23 protein-coding genes are annotated in these 23,980 nt (G+C 37.5%); 2 read left to right on the top strand and 21 right to left on the bottom strand.

Translation table 11 applies throughout. The annotated features are described in order from the left end of the window. Positions 1-24: 24 nt before the first annotated feature. The 3 genes from V3565_RS02800 to rpsO all read right to left on the bottom strand — a co-directional run bounded on the left by V3565_RS02800 (position 25) and on the right by rpsO (position 3,800). The gene (locus V3565_RS02800; protein ID WP_455478790.1) at positions 25-1,020 is read right to left on the bottom strand and encodes a methyltransferase; all 996 of its coding nucleotides are present in this window, start codon (positions 1,018-1,020) and stop codon (positions 25-27) included. Between the two features lie 73 nt (positions 1,021-1,093). Next, positions 1,094-3,295, bottom strand: coding sequence for a polyribonucleotide nucleotidyltransferase (gene pnp / locus V3565_RS02795; protein ID WP_455478789.1), 2,202 nt, complete (start codon positions 3,293-3,295; stop codon positions 1,094-1,096). A gap of 235 nt (positions 3,296-3,530) precedes the next feature. After that, the gene (rpsO, locus tag V3565_RS02790) at positions 3,531-3,800 is read right to left on the bottom strand and encodes a 30S ribosomal protein S15 (protein WP_455478788.1); all 270 of its coding nucleotides are present in this window, start codon (positions 3,798-3,800) and stop codon (positions 3,531-3,533) included. On the opposite strand from rpsO, the gene V3565_RS02785 reads away from it, so the two are divergent. Further along, positions 3,778-4,158: a hypothetical protein gene (locus V3565_RS02785; protein ID WP_455478787.1), complete on the top strand. Its 381-nt coding sequence runs from the start codon at positions 3,778-3,780 to the stop codon at positions 4,156-4,158. The genes rpsO and V3565_RS02785 overlap by 23 nt on opposite strands. Beyond that, the gene (locus V3565_RS02780; RefSeq protein WP_455478786.1) at positions 4,124-5,752 is read left to right on the top strand and encodes an MFS transporter; all 1,629 of its coding nucleotides are present in this window, start codon (positions 4,124-4,126) and stop codon (positions 5,750-5,752) included. The genes V3565_RS02785 and V3565_RS02780 overlap by 35 nt, the downstream gene beginning before the upstream one ends. A 100-nt stretch (positions 5,753-5,852) precedes the next feature. Here the strand turns inward: V3565_RS02780 and truB are convergent, their stop codons facing one another. The 18 genes from truB to V3565_RS02690 all read right to left on the bottom strand — a co-directional run bounded on the left by truB (position 5,853) and on the right by V3565_RS02690 (position 23,977). Next, complete coding sequence (gene truB, locus V3565_RS02775) at positions 5,853-6,812, bottom strand: tRNA pseudouridine(55) synthase TruB (RefSeq protein ID WP_455478785.1); 960 nt, start codon at positions 6,810-6,812, stop codon at positions 5,853-5,855. 4 nt (positions 6,813-6,816) lie between these two features. Then, positions 6,817-7,224, bottom strand: a complete 408-nt coding sequence (rbfA, locus tag V3565_RS02770) for a 30S ribosome-binding factor RbfA (RefSeq protein ID WP_455478784.1) — start codon at positions 7,222-7,224, stop codon at positions 6,817-6,819. 125 nt (positions 7,225-7,349) lie between these two features. Next, positions 7,350-9,884, bottom strand: a complete 2,535-nt coding sequence (infB, locus tag V3565_RS02765) for a translation initiation factor IF-2 (RefSeq protein WP_455478783.1) — start codon at positions 9,882-9,884, stop codon at positions 7,350-7,352. Continuing rightward, entirely contained in the window at positions 9,881-10,516 is a 636-nt protein-coding gene (locus tag V3565_RS02760) for an RNA-binding protein (protein WP_455478782.1), read from the bottom strand. The genes infB and V3565_RS02760 overlap by 4 nt, the downstream gene beginning before the upstream one ends. Continuing rightward, the gene (nusA, locus tag V3565_RS02755) at positions 10,517-12,130 is read right to left on the bottom strand and encodes a transcription termination factor NusA (RefSeq protein WP_455478781.1); all 1,614 of its coding nucleotides are present in this window, start codon (positions 12,128-12,130) and stop codon (positions 10,517-10,519) included. A gap of 58 nt (positions 12,131-12,188) precedes the next feature. After that, entirely contained in the window at positions 12,189-12,806 is a 618-nt protein-coding gene (gene rimP / locus V3565_RS02750; RefSeq protein WP_455478780.1) for a ribosome maturation factor RimP, read from the bottom strand. Positions 12,807-12,958: 152 nt separating this feature from the next. Next, positions 12,959-13,660 (bottom strand): tRNA (guanine(46)-N(7))-methyltransferase TrmB, encoded by a 702-nt coding sequence (locus tag V3565_RS02745; protein ID WP_455478779.1) that lies wholly within the window; start codon positions 13,658-13,660, stop codon positions 12,959-12,961. Beyond that, positions 13,657-14,925: a methionine adenosyltransferase gene (gene metK, locus V3565_RS02740; RefSeq protein ID WP_455478778.1), complete on the bottom strand. Its 1,269-nt coding sequence runs from the start codon at positions 14,923-14,925 to the stop codon at positions 13,657-13,659. The genes V3565_RS02745 and metK overlap by 4 nt, the downstream gene beginning before the upstream one ends. Positions 14,926-15,057: 132 nt before the next feature. Beyond that, positions 15,058-15,471, bottom strand: a complete 414-nt coding sequence (locus V3565_RS02735) for a helix-turn-helix domain-containing protein (RefSeq protein ID WP_455478777.1) — start codon at positions 15,469-15,471, stop codon at positions 15,058-15,060. Positions 15,472-15,611: 140 nt separating this feature from the next. Then, positions 15,612-17,246 carry an apolipoprotein N-acyltransferase gene (lnt, locus tag V3565_RS02730; protein WP_455478776.1) on the bottom strand — a complete coding sequence of 545 codons (1,635 nt, stop codon included), beginning with the start codon at positions 17,244-17,246 and terminating at the stop codon, positions 15,612-15,614. After that, positions 17,209-18,228 (bottom strand): hemolysin family protein, encoded by a 1,020-nt coding sequence (locus V3565_RS02725; RefSeq protein ID WP_455478775.1) that lies wholly within the window; start codon positions 18,226-18,228, stop codon positions 17,209-17,211. The genes lnt and V3565_RS02725 overlap by 38 nt, the downstream gene beginning before the upstream one ends. Positions 18,229-18,293: 65 nt before the next feature. Further along, on the bottom strand, positions 18,294-18,770 hold the full coding sequence (gene ybeY / locus V3565_RS02720; protein WP_455478774.1) for an rRNA maturation RNase YbeY: 477 nt from the start codon (positions 18,768-18,770) through the stop codon (positions 18,294-18,296). Positions 18,771-18,791: 21 nt separating this feature from the next. After that, positions 18,792-19,853 (bottom strand): PhoH family protein, encoded by a 1,062-nt coding sequence (locus V3565_RS02715; RefSeq protein ID WP_455478773.1) that lies wholly within the window; start codon positions 19,851-19,853, stop codon positions 18,792-18,794. Positions 19,854-20,024: 171 nt separating this feature from the next. Next, complete coding sequence (gene miaB, locus V3565_RS02710) at positions 20,025-21,401, bottom strand: tRNA (N6-isopentenyl adenosine(37)-C2)-methylthiotransferase MiaB (protein ID WP_455478772.1); 1,377 nt, start codon at positions 21,399-21,401, stop codon at positions 20,025-20,027. A gap of 31 nt (positions 21,402-21,432) precedes the next feature. Then, entirely contained in the window at positions 21,433-21,924 is a 492-nt protein-coding gene (rimI, locus tag V3565_RS02705) for a ribosomal protein S18-alanine N-acetyltransferase (protein ID WP_455478771.1), read from the bottom strand. Next, positions 21,924-22,607, bottom strand: coding sequence for a tRNA (adenosine(37)-N6)-threonylcarbamoyltransferase complex dimerization subunit type 1 TsaB (gene tsaB / locus V3565_RS02700; RefSeq protein WP_455478770.1), 684 nt, complete (start codon positions 22,605-22,607; stop codon positions 21,924-21,926). Before tsaB ends, rimI begins: the two co-directional genes overlap by 1 nt. A gap of 413 nt (positions 22,608-23,020) precedes the next feature. Then, positions 23,021-23,626 (bottom strand): recombination mediator RecR, encoded by a 606-nt coding sequence (gene recR / locus V3565_RS02695; RefSeq protein WP_455478769.1) that lies wholly within the window; start codon positions 23,624-23,626, stop codon positions 23,021-23,023. 36 nt (positions 23,627-23,662) lie between these two features. Then, positions 23,663-23,977 carry a YbaB/EbfC family nucleoid-associated protein gene (locus V3565_RS02690; protein ID WP_455478768.1) on the bottom strand — a complete coding sequence of 105 codons (315 nt, stop codon included), beginning with the start codon at positions 23,975-23,977 and terminating at the stop codon, positions 23,663-23,665. Positions 23,978-23,980 lie beyond the last annotated feature (3 nt).

Here is a 23,980-nt window from a genome sequence, read left to right as displayed (position 1 = left end):
AGTGATTGCTTATGTTTTCACATATCAGCGTGCTTCAATAACTTTAAAACTATAAGTTTCTTCGTGTATCAATATTGTGCGGAAGGTATTTTTTAATAATGCCTCATAAGGAAGGTGACGATTAGCAACAAGCAGAAGATTTCCACCTGGCTTTAAGTGTTTTGCGGCTTTTATGATAAAATTCTTACCCAGTGAAACGTCGGTAGTTTGTTGCATGTGAAACGGTGGGTTTGAAATGATAGTATCATACAGTTGGGTGATTGGTTCATGTACAAGGTCAAGCCAATAAAAATTAATTGGAAGAGGAGATTTTATACATTTTATATGTGTCTTGGCGGCTTCTAAGGCGTTATAGTCAGCTTCATAGAGATCTAGGGCGGTGAGTTTTTCACTTTTTTCTAGTGCGGTGTAAGCAAGGAAACCCCAGCCAGCACCAAAATCTGCTGTTTTCCCAAAAACGATTTTGGGTATATGTAACGCAAGTGCTGCGGATCCTGGATCTATGCGACCGTGTGAAAACATTCCAGACATAGTTTGAAATTTATTTTCAAAATTAAGCGGTGGTGAGCGCAAACATGCGATATTTTGTCTATCTACTTGTTGTGGGACTTGAAGCCAGAATACAAGTCCATGACTTTTGGATAATTTATCAGTGATGGGAACAATTGATTGAACCCATTTCATCATTGAAACAGCTCCGGAAGTTTTACTTCCACCAATGACAATCCATCCACCTGGTTTGATGCATTCTAATAAATCAAGAAAACAATTTTGGTTAAAACCACGGTATTTGCTTAGTTGTAAAAGTGCACCATCATAAGTTAAAGCTTGGTTTATTTTAGTAGAACAGCGAAATTGAGCGTCAGTAAATTTTAAAAAATCTGGTCGCCAGGGTGCTATAATTTCTAAGTTTTGTATCCATTCTGTCGCAGGGATTTCAGTTAAACCAAAACTCAACCAATGTTGGTTTAGATTTGGATGTGGAAGTTCATGGTTTTTAAAAGGTAAAAATAACAACACTCATGGTTCTTTCAAAGAAAAATGCCATATCCACATCGGAATGGCATTGTTATTTTATCAAAAGATAGAAAGATCACTCTTCTTTTTTCTTACGGCGGCGCCTTTTTTCAGATTGATCCTTTTCATCAGTGCTATTTTCTTGCTCTATTTTTATTGGATCATTGCCAGTAATTTCTTTACCAGTTTGTTGATTGACAACTTTCATCGATAATCGAACTTTACCGCGTTCATCAAATCCCATTAATTTTACCCAAACTTTATCACCTTCTTTAACAACATCAGTTGTTTTTGCAACACGTTCTGATGCAAGTTGGGATATATGGACAAGCCCGTCTCGTGATCCAAAAAAATTCACAAACGCTCCAAATTCTGCAATTTTTACAACTGTTCCTTGATATATAACACCGATTTCAGGCTCATCAACAATTGAATGGATCCAGCGTTTAGCTGCTTCGATGGTCTTAACATCGGTAGATGCAATTTTAATTGTTCCATTGTCTTCAATATTAATTTTAGCTCCGGTTTGTTCTACAATTTCTCGTATTACTTTCCCTCCGGAGCCGATAACATCACGGATTTTATCAACAGAAATATTCATAATTTCTATGCGTGGTGAAAATTCACTGAGTTCATTGCGTGCGCTGGTTAAAGCCTTGGCCATTTCGTTAAGAATATGGATTCTCCCGCATTTTGCTTGCTCAAGCGAGGTCCTCATAATCTCTTCGGTAATACCATCAATTTTTATATCCATTTGTAAAGCAGTAATACCATTTTTTGTACCCGCTACTTTAAAATCCATGTCACCTAGATGATCTTCATCTCCTAGAATGTCGGATAAAACAGCAACATGATCACCTTCTTTAATTAAGCCCATAGCAATACCTGCGACGGGAGATGTTAAAGGAACACCGGCATCCATCAGTGCTAGTGAAGTTCCGCAAACAGTTGCCATTGAAGAAGAGCCATTTGATTCAGTAATTTCTGAAACAGCTCGAATAGTATAAGGAAAAGATTCTTTCGTTGGTAATATAGGATGAATGGCACGCCATGCCAATTTTCCATGCCCAATTTCGCGGCGACCTGGAGAACCAATACGTCCTGTTTCACCAACGGAAAATGGCGGAAAGTTATAATGTAGTAGGAATGTTTCTTTATACATTCCTGTTAAGGAATCAATATATTGTTCGTCTTCACCAGTTCCTAATGTGGCAATAACAATTGCCTGTGTTTCTCCACGTGTAAAGAGTGCTGATCCATGTGTTCTAGGTAAAATTCCAACTTCTGATTGAATTGGACGTACTGTCGAAAGATCCCGCCCGTCAATACGTTTTCCTGTATTAAGAATATTCCAACGAACAATTTTTGCTTGCAACTGTTTAAAGACAGTTGCAACCTGATCTACGCTAAATTTACAGTCTTCTTCCATTTCTGGTGCAAATTTACTGATAACTTCTGTTTTAATAGCATCAATCGCAGCATAACGTTCCTGTTTATCAGTGATTGTATAAGCTTTTCGTATGTCTTGTTCTGCCATTTCTAGCATAGCTTTTTCAAGATCGGATAGATCTTCTGGAATAAAATCACGTGGATCTTTTGCAGCAACTTCAGCAAGTTTTATTATGGCGTCAAGAACAGGTTGAAAGCTTTTATGGCCAAACATAACAGCGCCCAACATTATATCTTCTGGCAATTCCTGTGCTTCTGATTCAACCATCAATACAGCACTTTCTGTTCCAGCAACGACAAGATCAAGTTTTGATTCAGGCATTTCATCTATATGAGGATTGAGAATATACTGTCCATTGCAGTAACCGACACGAGCACCAGCAATGGGACCCATAAAAGGGACACCTGATAGAGTTAATGCAGCAGAAGACGCAATAATCGCAAGGATATCAGGATTATTTTCTAGATCATGCTGTATAACAGAAACTATGACTTGCGTATCATTTTTATAACCATCAGCGAAGAGAGGACGAATTGGGCGATCAATTAAACGTGAAATTAGTGTTTCACTTTCAGTTGGTCGGCTTTCACGTTTGAAGTAGCCACCGGGTATTCTACCAACAGCATAAGATTTTTCTTGATAATTGACAGTGAGTGGGAAAAAATCTTGATCTGGTTTTGGGCTTTTTGCTGACACAACGGTTGCTAAAACAATGGTTTCACCGTAGGTAGCAATTACTGCACCATCAGCTTGACGCGCTATTTTCCCTGTTTCGAGGGTAAGAGGCCGGCCGGCCCATTCAATTTCTACCTTGTGTGTTTTGAACATTTTTTATCCTTAATAGCCAGTGTTCATATTCCAGTTGTATGCGGCATATTTTAAAGTCATGGGCAAAATAACAAAACATTTTTGTTTTTTGAAAAAAGAGGAAATACATTGTAATTCAAATGCGAAACAACCAACAATTTTGTCCCATGACGGTTATTATCAATTTTAACTAAAAGCAGCAAACTGAGATAAATGAGAAGATTTTTATAAAAATATCAATCCATCCACTTTCCTTTTAGCGACGTAAACCTAACTTTTCGATAAGTATCTGATAACGATTTTGGTCACTGTCTTTGAGGTAATCAAGAAGACGGCGGCGTTGAGATACCATCTTTAAAAGACCACGGCGAGAATGGTTATCCTTTTTGTGAGATTTAAAATGATTAGTTAAATTAGAAATACGTTCAGAGAGCACAGCGACTTGCACCTCTGGTGATCCGGTATCACTGGCATTGTTTGCGTATTCTGCGATAAGAGCTTTTTTGCGTTCGGCTGTAATCGACATCATATTATCCTTTCAAAAAACAAAGAAACACAAAAATCCCCACAGCCAAGATGTCGTTCAGCAGGGGTTAACGAAAAAACAAGAAGAGCTGAATACTCTCACTTGCTTTGGTGTTTATATAGGAAAGAAGATTAAAATGCTAGTCCTTGAAAGCACCTTGAGAATCTTCTTTTATGAGTGGTTTAATTTTGAAATATTGATTTTTAAGCTATTTTATGAGAGCTTTCCAAAAAATTGTGCATTCCTTGATTATACAAAGATTGCTGCTTTGCATAGCGTATGTATGGTAACAAAATTTATAGAATACCGGTTTGGAGCAAAAGATGCAGAGCATTTCAATATTAAAACTTTTTCATAATTCAACATTTCGAAATTTGTGGTCGGCCACGCTTGTGTCTAATTTAGGGGGGCTTATACAGGCAATCGGAGTAGGTTGGTTGATGGCGTTGATTAGTTCTTCTCATTCTATGGTCGGGTTTGTTCAAAGTGCTACAACTTTACCGCTTGTGATATTGTCTTTGATGGCAGGGGCATTAGCTGATAATTTTAACCGGCGTCAAATTATGTTGTATGCACAGATTATGACGATGATTGTATCAATTAATTTAGTTATTTTATCCTATATGGAATTTCTAACACCCTTGATTTTGTTGTTCTTGGCGTTTTTGATTGGATGTGGAAACGCTTTTTATAACCCTTCTTGGCAAGCAACAATAGGTGATATTGTAAGCAGAGAGAATATTCCTGCTGCTGTTAATTTAAACAGTGTTGGCTTTAATTTGATGCGCAGTATAGGTCCTGCTATCGGTGGTATTGTAATTGCTGTTTTTGGTATAACAGCAGCTTTTTTGTTTAATGTGATAAGTTATATTCCTTTAATTGTTGCTTTATTTCTTTGGAAGCCTAGCTATAAACACAATATATTGCCACGGGAAAGACTCTTTGGGGCGGTTGCAGATGGTTTGCGTTATGTTATAATGTCACCTAACCTTCTCAATATTATGGTTAGAGCGTTCCTATTTGGTATTGGAGCGATTTCTATTTTAGCGCTATTGCCGGTTATTGTGCATAAAATCCTTGGAGGAAGCGCCATTCTTTACGGCACATTGCTTGGTTGTTTTGGTTTAGGCGCAATTACAGCTGGTTTTATTAATGCATATGTACGTCATTATTTTAGTTCAGAAATGGTTATTTCAGGCGCATTTATTGGTTTTGCTTGTTCTTGCTTTTTTTTAGCAATAAGTCGTTCATTGATTATAAGCCATCTTGTCTTGTTTCCTGCTGGATTATGTTGGGTTTTAGCGTTATCTTTATTTAATACATCTGTACAGCTTTCTACACCACGCTGGGTTGTTGCACGTGCTTTAGCGCTTTATCAAACTGCATCTTATGGTGGCATGGCCATTGGAAGTGCAATTTGGGGTATATTAGCTGATGGTTATTCTCCGACTATTGCGTTGAGTGTTTGTGCTGTATTTTTGGTTTTTGGAGCTCTTATAGGGATAAAACTTAAAGTTCATGAAATTCCACAGATAGATCTTGATCCGCTTGACCATTTTAGAGAACCAGAGCTTTTGCTTGATTTAAAAGCACGAAGTGGTCCAATCATGATTATGATTGATTATCAAATTCACGAAAATGATCTGGAAGAATTTCTTAAAGTTATGACACGTCGTCGTCATATTCGTTTACGTGATGGTGCTCGCCAATGGGTTCTTTTACGTGACCTTGAAAAGCCTGAATGTTGGACAGAAGCTTATCATATGCCAACGTGGGTAGATTATTTGCGCCATAACCACCGTCGCACAAAAGCGGATGCAGAGGTAAATAGGCATTTACAGAACTTGAATTATGCACCTAACGGTATAAGAGTACACCGTATGATTGAACGGCAAACGATCCCGCAGATCAATGAAATGCATTTAAAGTCTTCTAGCGATCACTTACTTTGATTATAAAAATCAGATGTATAAGATAGTAGAAATAAAATTACTTTATTGGTCAATGTAATAATCTCTTCTTGTATAAGACATTGTTGTTAGAAGTTATTTGTTAAAGTGTAAAAATCCGCTTTGGTTTAAATTGCTTTTTATCAAGAGAACCTATAGCAAGAAGTTGGTTTTCATAAATGACACAAACTTCATCTTCATCGATCAGTTCATTATAATCATTAAGAAATACTGGGTTGCCTTTTATTACTTGTTTTGCTTGGTGTGTGTTAAGGGTATAGTGAGAGAGACAATCTAGTGCAGCGCCTGTTTTAATTAATAGTTTATCAAGTGTTGCAAAGTTTTTTTTTGGAATAGAATCATCTTCATTGATGATGCTTGTATCGGTTGATACTGCTTTTAAATCATCCCATGTGACAAGATCATTTTCACAAAAGGGTGCTACTGCAGTTCGTCTTAAATCAGAAATATATCCATAGCAATTGAGATCACGTCCCATATCGCGCGCTAAGGATCGCACATAGGTTCCTTTTCCACATGTTACTTCAAAGACAGAATATTTCTTTGTAGAGGTTTCTATTAATTTAAAAGTTTTGATTTCTATTTTGCGTGGTAAAATTTCAACGACTTGACCTTTACGTGCCAGATCATAGGCGCGATTGCCGCTGATTTTGATTGCGGAAAATTGTGGGGGGATTTGAAAAATAACACCCGTGTATTTAGGAAGAAGGGCAAGTATTTCTTCTTGTGTTGGATGTTTGGTAGATGTTTTAGTAATTTCACCTTCCAAATCATCTGTTGTACGCTCTTCTCCCCAAGAAACGTGAAAACGGTAAGTTTTTATGCCTCTCATAACATAGGGAACAGTTTGAGTTGCTTCACCTAATGCAATTGGTAGTAGACCAGACGCCAGCGGATCCAGTGTACCAGCATGTCCAGCTTTTTGTGCATTAAACAGCGACTTAATTTGTGAAACAGCTTCTGTTGATCTCATTCCTTTGGGTTTATCAAATATTACCCACCCAGAAACGGGACGGCCTTTTCTTTTACGTTGCCGTGTCATGTGTTTAATCCTCAAATTCATCATTATGGCGAAGATCACGCGCTACTTCAGGTAAGCGAAGAAGATCATCAATTTTTGCAAAATTGTCAAAACTGCTGTCCAATCGAAAACGTAATTCAGGCATATATTTCATCTGCCTCAATGAATGACTTATTTCTCCACGAATAAAACGGCTATGTTTATTTAAAATATTAATGATATCGGTATGAGAATTATTCTTCAGAGTGCTCAGAGGAAAAACAAAGCAGGTAGCAATTTTTAGATCCGGTGACATGCGTACTTCAGAGATAGAAATTATCACATCCTTTAAAATGTCATCAAGTAAAATACCTTTCTGTAGTATATAAGCCAATGCATGGCGAACTTGTTCTCCTACCCTTAATTGTCTGTGTGATGGCTCTGCATTTTTCATAAAATCTTGCCTTTATTACAGGTGCTCTTTTTTCACAATCTTAAGGAATAAGAAAGAACAGAGATACTGCATGTGAAATTCAATAACTTTTCTCATTCTATATAGGATAAAGTTACTAAATTATTTTATAATGTGCGGTTGATATGTTCGATACGGAAGGTTTCAATGATGTCTCCTACACACATGTCTTCATAATTTTCGAATGCTATGCCACATTCTTGACCACTTTGTACTTCATTAACTTCTTCTTTAAAGCGTTTGAGTGTTTTGAGTTTTCCTTCATGAATAACAATGTTATCACGAATAAGGCGAACACCTGCTCCTCGTTCTATTTTACCTTCTGTAACGCGACATCCAGCAACTTTTCCAGTTTTTGTAATGCTAAATACTTCTAAAATTTCAGCATTCCCAAGGAATGTTTCACGTTGCTCTGGTGAAAGTAATCCTGACATTGCTGCTTTTATATCATCTACAAGATCATAGATGATGTTATAATAGCGGATCTCAATTCCTTGTGTTTTGGCTAAAGCACGCGCTTGTTTATTAGCTCGAACATTAAAGCCAATCACAGCAGAATTTGAAGCTTCAGCAAGAGAAATATCACTTTCAGTGATACCTCCAGCACCAGAATGCACAATTCGTGCACGCACTTCCTCATTTCCTAGTTTTTCTAATGCTGAAGAGATTGCTTCAATTGACCCTTGCACATCTCCTTTAACAATAAGAGGAAATTCTTTAACACCAGTGGTTTGTAGTTTAGTCATCATCTGTTCAAGAGAACCACGAGAACCAGTTTGCCGTGCTACAGCTTTGTCTCGTGCTAATCTTTGACGATATTCAGCGATTTCTCGTGCTTTTGTTTCATGAGAAACAACTGCAAATCGGTCACCAGCTTGAGGTGTTCCTTGCATACCTAAAATCTCTATAGGCGTAGACGGGACGGCCTCTTTGATATGGCGTCCGTGATCATCAATCAAGGCACGTACACGACCCCATTCATTACCAGCAACAATAATATCGGAGGGATGCAATGTGCCTTTTTGAACAAGAACTGTTGCAACAGATCCACGACCTCTATCTAATTTTGCTTCAATGACAACACCTTCTGCTGTTCGTTTAGGATCTGCTTTTAAGTCAAGAATCTCAGCTTGCAGGAGAATAGCTTCAAGAAGTTTATCAAGATTTTGACCAGTCTTGGCAGAAACTTCAACTTCTAAAGTTTCTCCACCCATAGACTCAACAAATACTTCATGTTGCAGAAGTTCTGTGCGCACTTTTTGTGCATCAGCGGCTGGTTTATCAATTTTGTTGATGGCTACAATAATTGGCACACCAGCTGCTTTTGCATGATTGATTGATTCAATTGTTTGCGGCATGACACTATCATCAGCTGCTACGACAAGAACAGCAATATCTGTAACACGAGCTCCACGAGCACGCATTGCCGTAAAGGCAGCATGCCCAGGTGTATCAATAAAAGTAATTTTTTGACCATTTTGCTCTACTTGATAAGCACCAATATGCTGTGTAATACCACCCGCTTCACCAGAAACAACATTTGCTTTTCGAATTGCATCAAGAAGGGAGGTTTTTCCGTGGTCAACATGACCCATAATTGTTACGACCGGTGGGCGTTGTTGCATCTTTTGAGGATTATCAGTTATATTAAAGATGCCTTCTTCTATGTCAGATTCTAAAACACGTTTAACGGTATGGCCGAATTCTACGGCAATGAGCTCCGCGACATCTGCATCAATAACATCGCCGGGTTTCATCATTTGTCCCTGTTTCATTAAAAATTTAATCACATCAACAGAACGTTCAGCCATACGCTGTGCAAGTTCTTGAATAGTAATAGTTTCAGGCAGAATAACTTCACGAGAAATTTTTTCTCTTGGTTCTTGATTTTGTGCACGTTTAAATTTTTCCTGTCTGCGACGCATAGCAGCCATAGATCGCCCACGTGCACTACCTTCCTCATCTAATGCGCTATTGAGGGTAATTTTTCCACGACGCCGCTCATCAGAACTTTTCATAACTTTAGGTGCACGCATTTCTGATTTAGCAGGGTTAGCACGTCGGCTAGGTTTGTCATCATCCTTATTGTCATCTATTTTACGCTTTTCAATCATAGTTGGATTTTTAGGCGTAACAGGGATATCTATAGGAATATCTATAGCTTCTATTAAAGAAATAGGAGAAGAAATGGGCAGATCATGTATTTCTGGACTTTCATTTTCTAGATCTACTTTTGTTTCTTCAACTGTTTGCTGTAAGCTTTCTTCTCGTTCTCTATCCTGTCTTTCTTGTTCTTCAGCTTGTTCACGTATTATTTTTTCTTGGATATGTGCTTCTTCTAGTGCACGAAACCTCGCTTCCATTTCAGCTGATGAGAGGTTATTTTTTGTCACAGATTCACTCAGCTTTGCCTCTTTGAATCTTGGTTTAGAGCGTTGAGGAGCCACGTGCGGTTTAGTAATTGGCTGTGCTATTTCAGATTTTTCATCAGAGCGTGTAATTTTACGCCTTTTGGTTTCGACAACCACAGCTTTCGTGCGGCCATGGCTTAAATTTTGTTTAACTGCGCTTGTTTCCAAGATTGACCGTTTTAAAGTCAGTGTCCTCTTTATCGTTGTTTTATCACTATTATTTTCACTCATTGTATTTCCTTCACGGATTGTGCCGTCATCTCATCGGGATGATTGTGCTTGTCGTCACGATAAGAAATGAGTTTGTATATCGTTTTGAGAAATCCTTCTGCAGCATTCTTGTTCAATAAGGCTGCATGCATTACAGGATTTGCTCCAAAAGCCACACTCATTTCACTACTTGTAAACAAAGACAGTATTTTTATATTCCGATTTTTTTGTTGTTGTATTGTATGAATTGCTTGTAAAATTTTTCGTTTTCCATCTTCCGTAGCTTCTTTAGCGTGTAGCACAAGAATGACTTGATCAGAGCGAATAGCTTCACTAACTTTCACCATTCCTGTAACAACGGCACCTGCTTTTCGCGCCATAGAAAAGCTTCCAAGCGCAGACTTTAGCAAAAGTAAATCTACAATTTGCGCAAGATTCGATGCAACCTCAACATCTGTTTTAAAACTCTTGTTAAAGGATTTCTGTTTTATCGCTTTCTCAATAATCGAATGGTGAGCAGAGATCCATACGCCACGTCCAGGCAAATTGCATTTTAGATCAGGTATAATTCGATTGTTTGGATCAACAACAAAACGAATCATCGCTTTTGCTGGGGCATTTTTTTTTGTGACAATGCAGGTTCGTTCATTCATTTAGCAATGATCCACATTCAAATTATCGATTTCTTGATTTTCTGCAAGACTTTCTTTAACGAGATCATCTTTGTCTATCCATCCTGCTTGTACACGTGCAGCTAAAACCATAGCTTCTGCATCGGAACGTGTAATATCAAAAGGGGTAAGAATACCAGAAAAGCTTTGTACTTGACCTTCTTTACGCTCTCTCCATCCGGCTAAATCATCGACTGCATATCCTGCAAAATCTTCCATTGTTTTTACACCATCTTCACCAATTGCAACCAACATAGCACTTGTCATTCCAGGAAGTGTTCTTAATTCGTCGGAAACACCAAGTTTTTTGCGTTTTTCATCAAGCTCTTTTTCTTTGTGTTCTAGATATTCACGTGCACGGCTCTGGATTTCTACTGCAGTTTCATGATCAAAACCATCGATAGAAGCGATTTCTTCAATATTGATATAAGCAATTTCTTCAATAGAAGAAAATCCTTCTGATGCCATAACCTGACCGATCATTTCATCGACATCTAAAGATTCCATGAATAATTTACTGCGCTCAGTAAACTCTTTTTGACGATTTTCAGATTCTTCCTGTTCCGTTAGGATATCGATATTCCATCCTGTGAGCTGTGAAGCTAAACGAACATTTTGTCCACGTCTACCAATAGCAAGGCTGAGTTGATCATCGGGTACGACGACTTCAATACGCTCTGCATCTTCATCGAGGACAACCTTGGAAACTTCGGAAGGTTGTAGCGCATTAACAATAAATACTGCAGCATCTGGTGACCAAGGAATAATATCAATTTTTTCGCCTTGTAACTCTGCAACAACGGCTTGAACACGACTTCCGCGCATTCCTACACAAGCTCCAACAGGATCAATTGAACCATCGCGTGAAACAACAGCAATTTTAGCACGTGAACCTGGATCACGGGCAACGGATTTAATTTCTATGATACCATCGTAAATTTCTGGGACTTCCATGGTAAAAAGTTTCACCATAAATTGGGGATGCGTACGTGAAAGGAAAATTTGAGGCCCCCGTGGTTCACGGTGCACATCACTAACAAAAGCACGAATACGATCTCCATAGCGAAAAGATTCACGCGGAATTAATTCATCACGCCGTACGATAGCTTCACCACGCCCCAAATCAACGATAACATTGCCATATTCTACACGTTTTACCGTACCAGAAACAATTTCACCAATTTTATTTTTGAATTCTTCATATTGTTGATCACGTTCTGCATCACGTACTTTTTGTACAATTACCTGTTTAGCAGACTGTGCTGCAATACGCCCAAAATCCATGGGAGGTAAGAGATCAGAAAAAAAATCACCAATCTTTGCATCCGATTGGCGTTTAAGAGCATCGGACAAAGAAATTTCAGTTGTATAATCTTCAACAATATCTACAATTTTAAGCAGACGTTGTAATTTAATTTCACCTGTTTTGGAATTAATTTCAGCACGAATATTGGTCTCTTGACCATAACGAGAACGTGCTGCTTTCTGAATGGCATCGGCCATTGCAGAAATGACAATTTCACGGTCAATTGACTTTTCACGTGCAACAGCATCCGCAATTTGCAGAATTTCAAGCTTGTTAGCGCTTATAGCCATCAATTTTCTCCTTTTTTGCGCCATATAATTGGCATTGATCCCAGTGATATTAATTCTTTTAATTTGGCGCCTGTTTTGAGACGTTAGAATTATTTTCGGAAATTAATTGTTGACTTAAATTTTTATTTTTTCTCAATGTTTCGTTAATAAGATCATCGGTGAGTACCAAATGCGCATCGATGATGTTGTCAAAAGAAATAGAAACACACATTGCTTCACTATGAGTAGCTTTATCATAATTTAGGGTAAAGCCATCTTGTGTAATATTTGCAAGTATTCCACGAAATTTGCGGCGCCCCTCAATTGTCATCTTTGTTTCAATTTTCACAATATGATTTTGCCAATGTAAAAAATCAGATTTTCTTACCAACGGGCGATCAATTCCAGGAGATGATATTTCTAAATGATATTGACGTTCAATAATATTCTGTACATCAAGGAGGGGTGAAATAGTTCGACTAACAGTTTCACAGTCCTCTATTGTCATGGAGCCATCAACGCGTTCAGCCATGATTTGAAGTGTCACGCCATTTAAGCCAAGGAGTTTTACACGAACCAAACGAAAACCTAAGGGCTTAAGCAATGGTATAATAAGAGCAGCAACGTGTGCTTCAACGCCATTTTCTTCAAACAGACGTGGTTCATCGATATCGCTTATTATTTCAGTTTTGTTCATATATCTTATCCAAATTTGTCTCGTTGATTTTATGACATTAAAAAAGAGCGGATCCCAACAACCCACTCCTCATCACACAACCGAGAACTTACCTGTTGATACCCTTAAATTTAAAATTTTTCAAGCTGTTTATAATAAAAGCGCTTTATTGTTTATTTTCTAATAAAAGTAAGATAAGTGGGAGTGCGTCCTTCGCGTAAAGCTTTTGCTTCATAGCGAGTGCTTAGCCATAGAGGATAAGGATTTTTCCAGTCCTTAGGGGTTGTTGCTGCCCATTCAAAGCTGTGATGTTGTGTACAATGGTATATAGTCCAGTTTACGTAATCTTCTATGTCGCTAGTAAAGCGAAATTTTTTTCCTGTCTTGAGAACTCGAGCAAAACGGTTAAGATTTTTTGTATTAACGAAGCGCCGTTTCCAATGCCTTTTTTTTGTCCATGGATCAGGGTAAAAGAGATCTATTCCATCAAGTGATGCATCTGGAAGCCAATCAAGAAGATGTACGGCATCATCATTATAAAGGCGAAGACGAGCTTGGTGCTGTTTATGCTGTTCAATGGACATTAATATTTTTGCTATTCCATTGACAAAGGGTTCTATACCAATAAATCCGGTTTGTGGAAAATATTCCATTTCATGGAGTAAATGCTCACCTCCACCAAAACCAATTTCTAGACGAACTTCTTTTACTTTGCTAAAAAATAAGGATGTTAAATCTGAAGGGGGAGGGTTATTTAAATCAATGTTAAAGGTTGGAAGAAGCGTTTTTATACGTGCAAGTTGATGATCCCTTAGCCGTTTGCCTTGTCTGCGACCAAAAAAAGATTTACATGCACGTGCGTTATGTACAATCATAATGTTTTAATCGTTGTTTTAAGTGCTTGAATAAGATCAGTTTTTTCCCATGAAAATGAACCATCACGTTTTGGTTTGCGTCCAAAATGACCGTAAGCAGCTGTTTTTGTATAAATAGGTTTATTAAGGCCAAGATGTTTGCGAATACCTGTAGGTGAAAGATCCATTATTTTACGGATTGCAGCTTCAAGAACACTTTCATCGACTTTTCCTGTCCCATGAAGATTAATGTAAATAGATAAAGGTTGTGCAATGCCGATTGCGTAAGACAGTTGAATGGTACATCGCTCCGCTAAATCAGCTGCAACAATATTTTTAGCTAGATAGCGTGCAGCATAAGCTGCAGAACGATCAACTTTTGTTGTATCTTTTCCTGAAAAAGCTCCTCCACCATGGGGAGCAGCTCCTCCATAAGTATCAACGATGATTTTACGTCCCGTTAATCCTGCATCACTTCTTGGACCACCGATAACAAACTTTCCTGTTGGGTTAATATACCAACTGCATTTATTAGAAATGGGAATATCATGCAAGGCCTGACGAATATAAGGTTCAACTACTGTGCGTACTTTATTTGAATCCCAACTTTCATCTAAATGCTGTGTTGAAAGAACGATAGATGTTACTTCAATTGGTTTTCCATTTTTATACCGTATTGTTATTTGGCTTTTTGCGTCTGGTCCTAATTTTCTAGCTTCTCCTTCCTTTTTATGACGGGCTGCAGATAGCAATTTTAGAATCTTATGTGCATAATAAATGGGTGCGGGCATAAAATCTGGTGTTTCACGGCAAGCATATCCGAACATAATTCCTTGATCACCTGCTCCTTCTTCTCCAAACCGATCCGCGGCATTATCAACAGCTCTTGCAATATCAGCTGATTGAGGGCGCAAAAGGACATCAATCTTAACGGTTTTCCAGTGAAAACCTGCTTGTTCGTAACCAATTGCACGAATAGCACGGCGCGCTACCGCACGAAATCGAGTGGGATTAATGAGTGGGAATCCAGTTTCGTCATAGATAAACTCCCTATTCTTATTTCTTTTTAAAAGTGTATCGGGGACACGCACTTCACCCGCAATAACAACGCGGTTTACACTTACTAAAGTTTCGCAAGCGATGCGTACCAACCACGGATCGGTACCAGTTTTTTTAGCTTCTTTATAGACCATATCAACGATTTCATCAGAAATACGATCACAAATCTTATCAGGGTGTCCCTCCGATACTGATTCACTGGTAAAAAGATAATCTTGATACAGCATAGGAGCTCCTTCAAAAAAAAAAACCAACACTCTGGATTAGTTGTTTGTGAAAGTTACCTCTATTTGCAAATATTATGGTAAATCGTCAATGTTAATTTATGAGGTGATAGAGAGAAAAGATATATTATTGTTTTATAGCTTGTTTGTCAGGTCTTCTTCAGAAAGTGCTTTTGCCAAGTCAATGATTTTTCGACGCACTTTAACATCAGATATATTAGTAAAGGCTCGCATGAGCTGGATTCCTTCACTACTTGAGCAAAAATCTATAAAATTGCTATCATTTTCGGCAAAGCCTTCAACATGCTGGGTACCGATTCCTTTGTCAAAAAAATAAGAGACAGGTACATCCATAATTTCTGCAATTGCCTGAAGGCGACTGGCGCCAATACGGTTTATACCTTTTTCATATTTTTGGATTTGTTGAAAAGTGACACCAAGTTTTTCCCCCAATTTTTCTTGGGTTAGTCCTAAAATATTACGACGCAAACGAATACGGGTTCCGACGTAGATATCTATAGGATCAGGTTTTTTTTTTGTTTCGGTCATAATATAACTCTTTATTTTCAGCACCTTACTTCCAAACCAATATCAGATTTATGTGAAGCCGATCTATCATACAACTAGATAATATGTAATATTTCTTCCCAATGTTACTGGTACGCATAACATCGTACACGGGCACCCGATTATTTAAATCGTTTTGTAAAACCAAAACTGACGCGACACAGTAGCATAAGAATGAATAAGATAAAAGTGAAGAATATTCTGTATTCGTTGCTCCATAAAGGGGTAATCGGTGGTGGAATCGGCGAATCAATAACACCAACAGCATTCTGCTTAAGAGCTACAACGATTCGTCCATAAGAATCAATGACAGCCGATATTCCATTATTGGCTGCTCGTATAAGGGGAATTCCCAATTCAACTGCACGAAGCTGTGTTTGTTGAAAATGTTGATATGGTCCAGGTGTCGCTCCAAACCACGCATCATTTGTTACGTTAATCATTGCTTGAGGAGAGGGACCTTTAAAAGTCATTTCATTTGGGAATATTGCTTCATAACAAATCAATGGAAGGTAAGAAAAACCGTTTGGTATTATGACAGTTTTGCGTACGCTAGCAGCGCTATATCCACCAATATTATCAGAAAGAGCACGTAATCCAATTTTATTAAACAAGTTTTGATAAGGAAGATACTCACCAAAAGGAACTAGGTGCAATTTATCTGAAGTATTAAGAATATCACCATTGGCATTAATAACTACAATGGTATTAAAATACTGAGCTTTAGTATTGGAAGAATCATTGCTCATGCGCACGGCACCAACAATAGCCCACTGTTCAGGTTTGAGAAAGGATGAAATGCGTTCTGTGAGAGCAGGTGAATTATTGAAGATATAAGGAATAGATGCTTCTGGCCATATGATAAAGTCAGGTTGTGGATCTTGATCATTTGTTGGCATTACACTCAGGTTTATATGGGTAGAAAATATATCTTCTGGTGTAGTATTGCTCAGTTTTGAGTCTTGTTGGATAGAAGGCTGTATGATGCGTACCCAATAATTACTTTTTTTATAGTCAGTTATATCAGGTGCGGTATTGAGGCGATAAAATCCAAAACCACTGTGGAATAATATAAGTGATAAGCAAATAGAAAGTGCTGATAGTTTTTTTTCATCGGTTAATAAAACAGTAGGTAAACTGTAAACTAAAACAACAAGAATGTTCATTCCATACAGCCCTATGATTGCATTAGATTGCATGAGCATAGGGGTTGGCATTGCTGTATAACCAAGAGCATTCCATGGAAATCCAGTGAAGAGAATGGCACGTAACCATTCTACTAATCCTAGCGCAAAAGCTAAAACAAAGAAGCGTGATATTCCCTTTGTCCATAATAAACCAACAATAAAGCCAGCAACAAGCCAATAAAGAGAAAGGTAGATAGGAGGACCAAAAATAGCAAATGGTATCATCCAACCGAAAGTAACAGGGTCTGTTAACAGAGCATTACTCAACCACCAAAGGCTGCAAATAAAATAACCAAAGCCAAAAATTCCACAGCTTAGAGTATAGGTTAGAAGGCGTTTCTTATTGTTCTGAATAGTACTTATTCCATCGAGCAAAATAACAAAAATAGGAAAAGTTAAAAAGCAGATAGGTGTTAAATAAAAAGGTGGAAGCGCAAAAGATGTAAATGCACCACATACAAAAACAAATACCTGCCGTTTCCAGTCCGTAACAGAAAGTAAAAGTAGTATGAAGTTACTAAAAAACGCTTGGCTATTCTTCAACAGTAGCATTTTTCTTAAAATTTTCATTTTCTGGAATGCGAAAAATGTGCAATAGCTTAATCCGGCGTTTATCCGCTTCTAAAATGCGAAATCGATAACCAGGTATGGCGTCAATAACTTCATCTTTTGCAGGAATGCGATCCAGAATGGAAACAATTAGGCCACCAATAGTATCAACTTCATCACCATATTCTCCTACGATAAAATCAGGGCCAAGAGCTTTTTCCACATCTTCTAATTCAGTTCTCGCATCAACAAGCCATTTATCATTGAGTTCGCGCACAATAGCATTATCAACATTATCATGTTCATCTTCTATGTCACCAACAACTAATTCGACAATATCCTCCATAGAAACTAAACCGTCTGTACCACCGTGTTCATCTATAACCAAAGCCATTTGTGTTCGTGTAGCTTGCATACGTGTTAATAATTTGCTTGCTAGCATAGAACTGGGAACGAAGAGAACCTTTCGAATTAAATCTAATTTACCAATTGGAATATGCAAATCTGTATGGTTTAATTTAAGCAAATCAGATGTTTGTGTAGTTTTCGCTGATTTAGTAATAAATCGAGTTATATAATTAAGGATATCGCGAATGTGAATCATGCCCCATGGGTCATCTAATGTTTCCGCATAGACAGGTATGCGAGAATGACCAATCCTTGCAAAATATTTAAGAGCTTCTCCAAGAGAGGTGTTTATTTCCAATGCCTTAATTTCAGAACGTGGAATCATGACATCATCAATGCGCGCTTCGCGCAAGCGTAAGATATTATGAAGCATAATACGTTCTTCAGGTGAAAATAGATCTGCATCTTTTTTATTATCTGTTGCTAGCGCAACGGTAAGATCATCACGCAGCGATGTATAATTACGACTACGTAAAAACGAGAATAAATGATTTATCAGGGAATATTTTTCCGTATTATTTGTTTGTTTAGGAGGATGTTCTTCAATACCAGAAGGTGTTTGACTATTACTTTGTACATTAACTTTGTCTGCCATGATTCTAAAATATTCTAAATTTCCTTTTTATAACAGATATACGAGATGCTTTAAATTTTATCATTTTATGACAACTCAGTATAGGGATCTTTTATGGAAAGCTTTTGAAGAATTTCTCTTTCAAGCCTTTCCATTTTATGAGCTTCATCACTTGTTTCATGATTATAGCCAAGGAGGTGGAGGGTACCATGAACAATCATATGTGTTAGGTGATCCTGAAATGATTTTCCTTCTGCTTTTGCTTCAAGCGCAACAGTTTCTTGTGCAATAACGATATCGCCGAGCATCGGCCCTGGAGGTTGTCCAGCTTTAACAGGAAAAGCAGGAAAAGATAACACATTGGTTGGTTTATCTTGATTGCGCCATTGAGCATTAATTTGTGCTATATGTTTGTTATCTGTAAAAAGCAAGCTTACTTCACTTACAATATTTTCTAATGCAATATGATGCATCGTAGCTGTTAATGCTTTTTCGGTGATATTATAAAGCATTTTTTTATCATTCCACTGAGGACTTTTAATGGTTATATCAATAGCAATCATGATAAATAAAATTCACTTTTTTTATAATGGGTATGAAAGTGGTATTTCTTTGTTTTGCACACAAGAATCACTATCGTAAGCGCGAACAATAGAGGCGACAAGGGGATGTCGTACAACATCTTTTTCATCAAAATGAATTATTGCAATATTTTCTATATTGGAGAGAAGGCGTATTGCTTCCATTAAACCTGATTTTTGTCCTGTGGGCAAATCAATTTGGCTTATATCGCCAGTGACAACCATTCGTGTTCCTTCTCCAAGGCGTGTAAGGAACATTTTCATCTGCATACGTGTAGTATTTTGTGCTTCATCAAGAATGACAACTGCATGAGAAAGTGTTCGTCCACGCATGAAAGCAAGAGGAGCAATCTCTATGACACCAGAAGCCAAAATACGTTCGACCTTTTCGATTGGCATCATATCATAGAGAGCATCATAAAGCGGTCTTAAATATGGATCAACTTTTTCTTTGAGGTCTCCGGGAAGAAATCCAAGATGTTCTCCAGCTTCAACGGCAGGACGTGATAAGATAATTCGTTCAATGATACCTTGTTCTAGTAGCATTGCAGCGTATGCAACAGCAAGATACGTTTTTCCTGTTCCTGCGGGTCCTACACCAAAAACAAGTTCATTATGCTCCATTGCACGTATGTATGCGTCTTGCGCAGGTGTTTTAGCGTGGATTATCTTTTTACGGGTACTCAATTGTGCATGTATACGTTTTGTTACAGGTTTAATTGTTGTTTGCGATTCTTGCTGTTCTTGTGACAGATTTATCATGGTAGCCGCTTCTTTTATATCTGATAAAGTGAGCTCTTTACGTGTTTTTGCAAGTTCATAAAGCTGTTGTAATATATATTGTGCATGCTTTGTGTCAGCAGTTTTTCCATAGATTGAAATTTCATTGCCGCGTGGATAAATACTAAGATTAAGCTTTTTCTCAAGATAAGAAAGATTCTCATCAAGTTTACCAAAAACTGCTTTCGCATATTTGTTATTTTCAAAAATGAAAACAACGTGGTTAATGTCTGACGTACTTACTTTTTCTTTAATGCGTCTTAGTTTTTCGGTTGAAGCTTTCAACCTGTTCTCCCATATTGATTGAGTCTTAAATATTTTCAGGGGTAAACTTCATAAAAGTAATATTTGTTTCATAAAGTATAAATTTTAGGTGCGATCACTTCCTTTTAAACTTAGATAATTTTCTAAAATCTATATTGTGTACAAGACATTAGAAAGGTATCAAAGGTGTGTTTACATGTTTACTGTTTCACCGATAAAACTATTTGAACTTGCATCTTTAATATGAACTGTCATAACAGTACCAATAGGGGCTTCTGTATCGACCACAACAGGTAGCAACCAAGGTGAGCGTCCTACCATTTGTCCAGAGTGACGGCCGGATTTTTCAATGAGAACATTGGTTGTCTGACCAACTTTAGAGCGTAAAAAGGCATTTTGTTGATCAAGAAGAAGAGCTTGTAAACATTGAAGGCGGGTATTTTTTACAGGCTCATCAATATGATTCTTCATGGTTGCACCAACTGTTCCAGGTCGAGGTGAATATTTGAAAGAATAGGCTGAACTATACTCCACCTGCTTAACAAGTTTGATGGTTTCTTCAAAATCCTCGTCTGTTTCTCCCGGAAATCCTACAATAAAATCACCTGAAAAAGCAATATCAGGTCGTGCAGCACGAATTTTTTCTATGAGATTAAGATAATGAATACTCTTGTGTTGGCGGTTCATAGCTTTTAGAATACGATCAGAACCTGATTGAACGGGAAGATGCAGGTAAGGCATTAGTATATCAAGATCGCGGTGTGCAGCAATAAGACTATCATCCATATCGCGTGGATGGCTAGTTGTGTAGCGCAGACGCTCTAAACCATTAAGTTTAGCGAGATGATAAAGAAGATCTCCAAGGCGCCAAGTTTGTCCATTAGCATTTTGTCCGTGCCAACCATTTACATTTTGTCCGAGTAGCGTAATTTCTTTAACACCAGCGTCAATGAGTTGACGGGCTTCGTCACTAATTTGTTCAACAGGACGTGATATTTCTGCACCCCGTGTATAAGGAACAACGCAAAAGGTACAAAATTTATCGCAGCCCTCTTGTACTGTTAAAAACGCACTAACACCACGCTTTTTTACAGCATGTTTATTATGAGGCGGCAAATGGGCAAATTTATCCTCAACAGCGTAATCTGTTTGGACGATTTTCTTTCCTTCTTTAGCCTGTTTTAATAAGTCTGGCAAACGATGATACATTTGTGGACCAATGACAAGATCTACGGTTGGTGCACGGCGTAAAATTTCATTTCCTTCAGCTTGTGCAACACAACCGGTAACACCGATCATTAAAGGTTTATCAGGTGTACGTTCTTGACGCATAATTCGCAAGCGACCAAGATCAGAGTACAGCTTTTCTGCTGCTTTTTCACGAATATGGCAAGTATTAACAAGAATAAGGTCAGCGTCATGTGGTGTTTGTGTAGCAACATAACCCTGTGAACTAAGACTATCACTCATTCGTTGGCTATCATAAACATTCATTTGACATCCATAGGTTTTTATAAAAACCTTTTTAGGAGTAACAGGGAGAGCATTTTTAGAATTAACTTGTTTCATAGTGCACATTTAAACATTTTTTACTCAAATCTCAATCTATTTGCTCAAAAGTTTTTTGCATGACAATTGCATCTATGTATCCATTTTGGGATTGATAGTAGGCAGGGCGTTTAGAAATTTTTTGAAATTCAAAACGTTTATAGAGTCTTAAGGCAGAAAGATTAGCTTCTTCTACTTCTAGGAATAATTTTACAGCACGTTCATTATGAAGATGGCGAAATGTACTATTGATGAGTAAACTACCAATTCCTTGTCTGCGGAAATGAGGATGGACAGTGATTGTTATTATTTCTGCTTCATCAAGAATGAGACGGCACAGACAAAAGCCTAAAATTTGATCATGTTTACCAGTGAAATAAGCTTTGTATCCAAAAATATAGGGATCTTTTAAAAAATCATCAAACGCCTGTTTATCCCAAGAAAAGATAAAACACTGTTGATGAATTTGGTGGAGAAGACTACTATCACTGGTCTTGAGTGGAGAAATTCTAAAATTCTTTTCTCTTAATAAAAACTTGGCCATTATTTTTTTCGTGGTAAAGCAAAGGTAGTTTGTTTTTTTGCATCAGCACTGCGTAAGTAGAGTGGACAGGGTGGATCGTGTGGTTGTTTGCTTGCTGCCAGATAGGCATAATTTATAATATCAGCTGCCTCACATGCAATTTTGTCTAGGATGATTTTTCTGTTTATCTTATTGTTTTTAATGTGTAGAGCAATGATATCAGCTGCTGGACCAGTTAGTCTAGTTGGCTGTGGTAAATTTTCTATAATATTTTCAATTGTTTTTAAGCTAGGGTAATCCAAAGGTATGAGGTCTGCATTAAAATTTTGATGGTAGAACATAGATCGACCTGCCTCAATTACAACAGAAATTGCCGATGTGGCGGTTTTATTGGTTATTTGTGCTGCTAATGCTTCAAGTGCGCTTACCCCAATGGATGGTATTTTTAGTGCTAGTGCTAAAGCTCTTGCTGTTGCAACACCCACACGTATACCTGTGAAAGATCCAGGACCAACGTTAACAGCAATACGATCAATTTGATTAAAAGTTATATTGGCTTTGTCAGTAATTTGTGCAATGTACCCAATAAGTTTCTCGGCATGTCCTCTATCCATGCGTTCTTTAATACATGCAACAGTAGATTTATTATGAACAAGTGCAACAGCACAATAAATCGAAGCAGTGTCTATGGCAAGGATAAGCATAAGAATATTCTAATGGAATAATATGATGAATAAAAGCCCTACTGTATTTTTTTACTATTTTTATTTGCATGAATAAATTCACTAAGGTGGATAGGCATCATGACAGTAAAATAAATTCATAATTGAGTATAAAAATGGCAAAAGCAAAATAAAGAGAGGTCTAAAACAGATATAAAGCAACTGACACGGAAATATGTCAATGCTTTGTATAAATTAAAAATTGTAGTTGTAATATGTAGGTGCATGAGCATTGATTATATCAACACAAATAGATCAGTCTTGCTAAATTTATGGATAATTGAAACATTTCTTTTACAAAGGATAGGTTTTTCTTAAGCATCATTTTAAATTTTTTTCTCATATAAAAGAACTATGATAAAAAAGAAGAGATACTAGATAAGTAGAAAATAATTCTAAAAACTTGTTCTTGCTTGCAAAGCTGCAGCCAAAGTTCCATCATCAAGGTAATCTAGTTCACCTCCTACTGGCACTCCATGAGCAAGTCTGGTGATTTTAATAGAAAACTTAGATAGTTGATCAGTGATATAATGGGCCGTTGTTTGTCCTTCGATAGTAGCATTAACAGCTAAAATAATCTCTGTTATTGGATTATTTACAACACGCTGTATTAAAGAAGAAATGTTAAGCTCATCAGGACCTATTCCATCTAATGGAGAAAGTCTTCCACCTAATACATGATAACGTGCTGCTAAAATTCTTGCACGTTCAAGAGCCCAAAGATCAGCAACATCTTCAACAACAATAATTGTTGTATCATCACGTCGAGGATCTTTACAAATTGAACAAGGATCATCTGTATCGACATTTCCACAAACAGAACAAAAACCAACTTTATCTGCAGCCACTTGTATGGCAGTTCCCAACGGTTCTAGTAATATTTCTTTTTTCTTGATTAGGTAGAGTGCAGCACGGCGTGCTGAACGCGGACCAAGACCTGGTATTCGTGCTAACAGCTGAATAAGGCGTTCAATTTCAGGTCCGACAATGTGTTTAGACATACTATTATTCCAAAAGATTAAATAAAATCCGATTTATTAGAACGGGAATTTAAAACCTGATGGGAGTGGTAATCCTGCTGTTATGCTTTGGGTTTTTTCTGTAATAGCCATTTCAATTTTTGTTTTTGCTTCATTATAAGCTGCCATAATGAGATCTTCTAGAATTTCAGCTTCTTCAGGTTTAATTAATGAAGAATCAATTTTGATCGCTGTTATGGTATTTTTACCGTTTAAAGTGATGCTAACAAGCCCACCACCAGCGGTTCCAGTCGCTTGTATCTCAGCCATCTCTTCTTGAATCCGTTGCATCTTTTCTTGCATTTCTTTAGCTTTTTTCATCATGTCAAGCATAGG

It is taken from the genome of Bartonella sp. B10 (assembly GCF_053794435.1).
The sequence above is the reverse complement of the archived record's forward strand: the minus strand, read 5'-3'. Positions and strand labels throughout refer to the sequence as shown.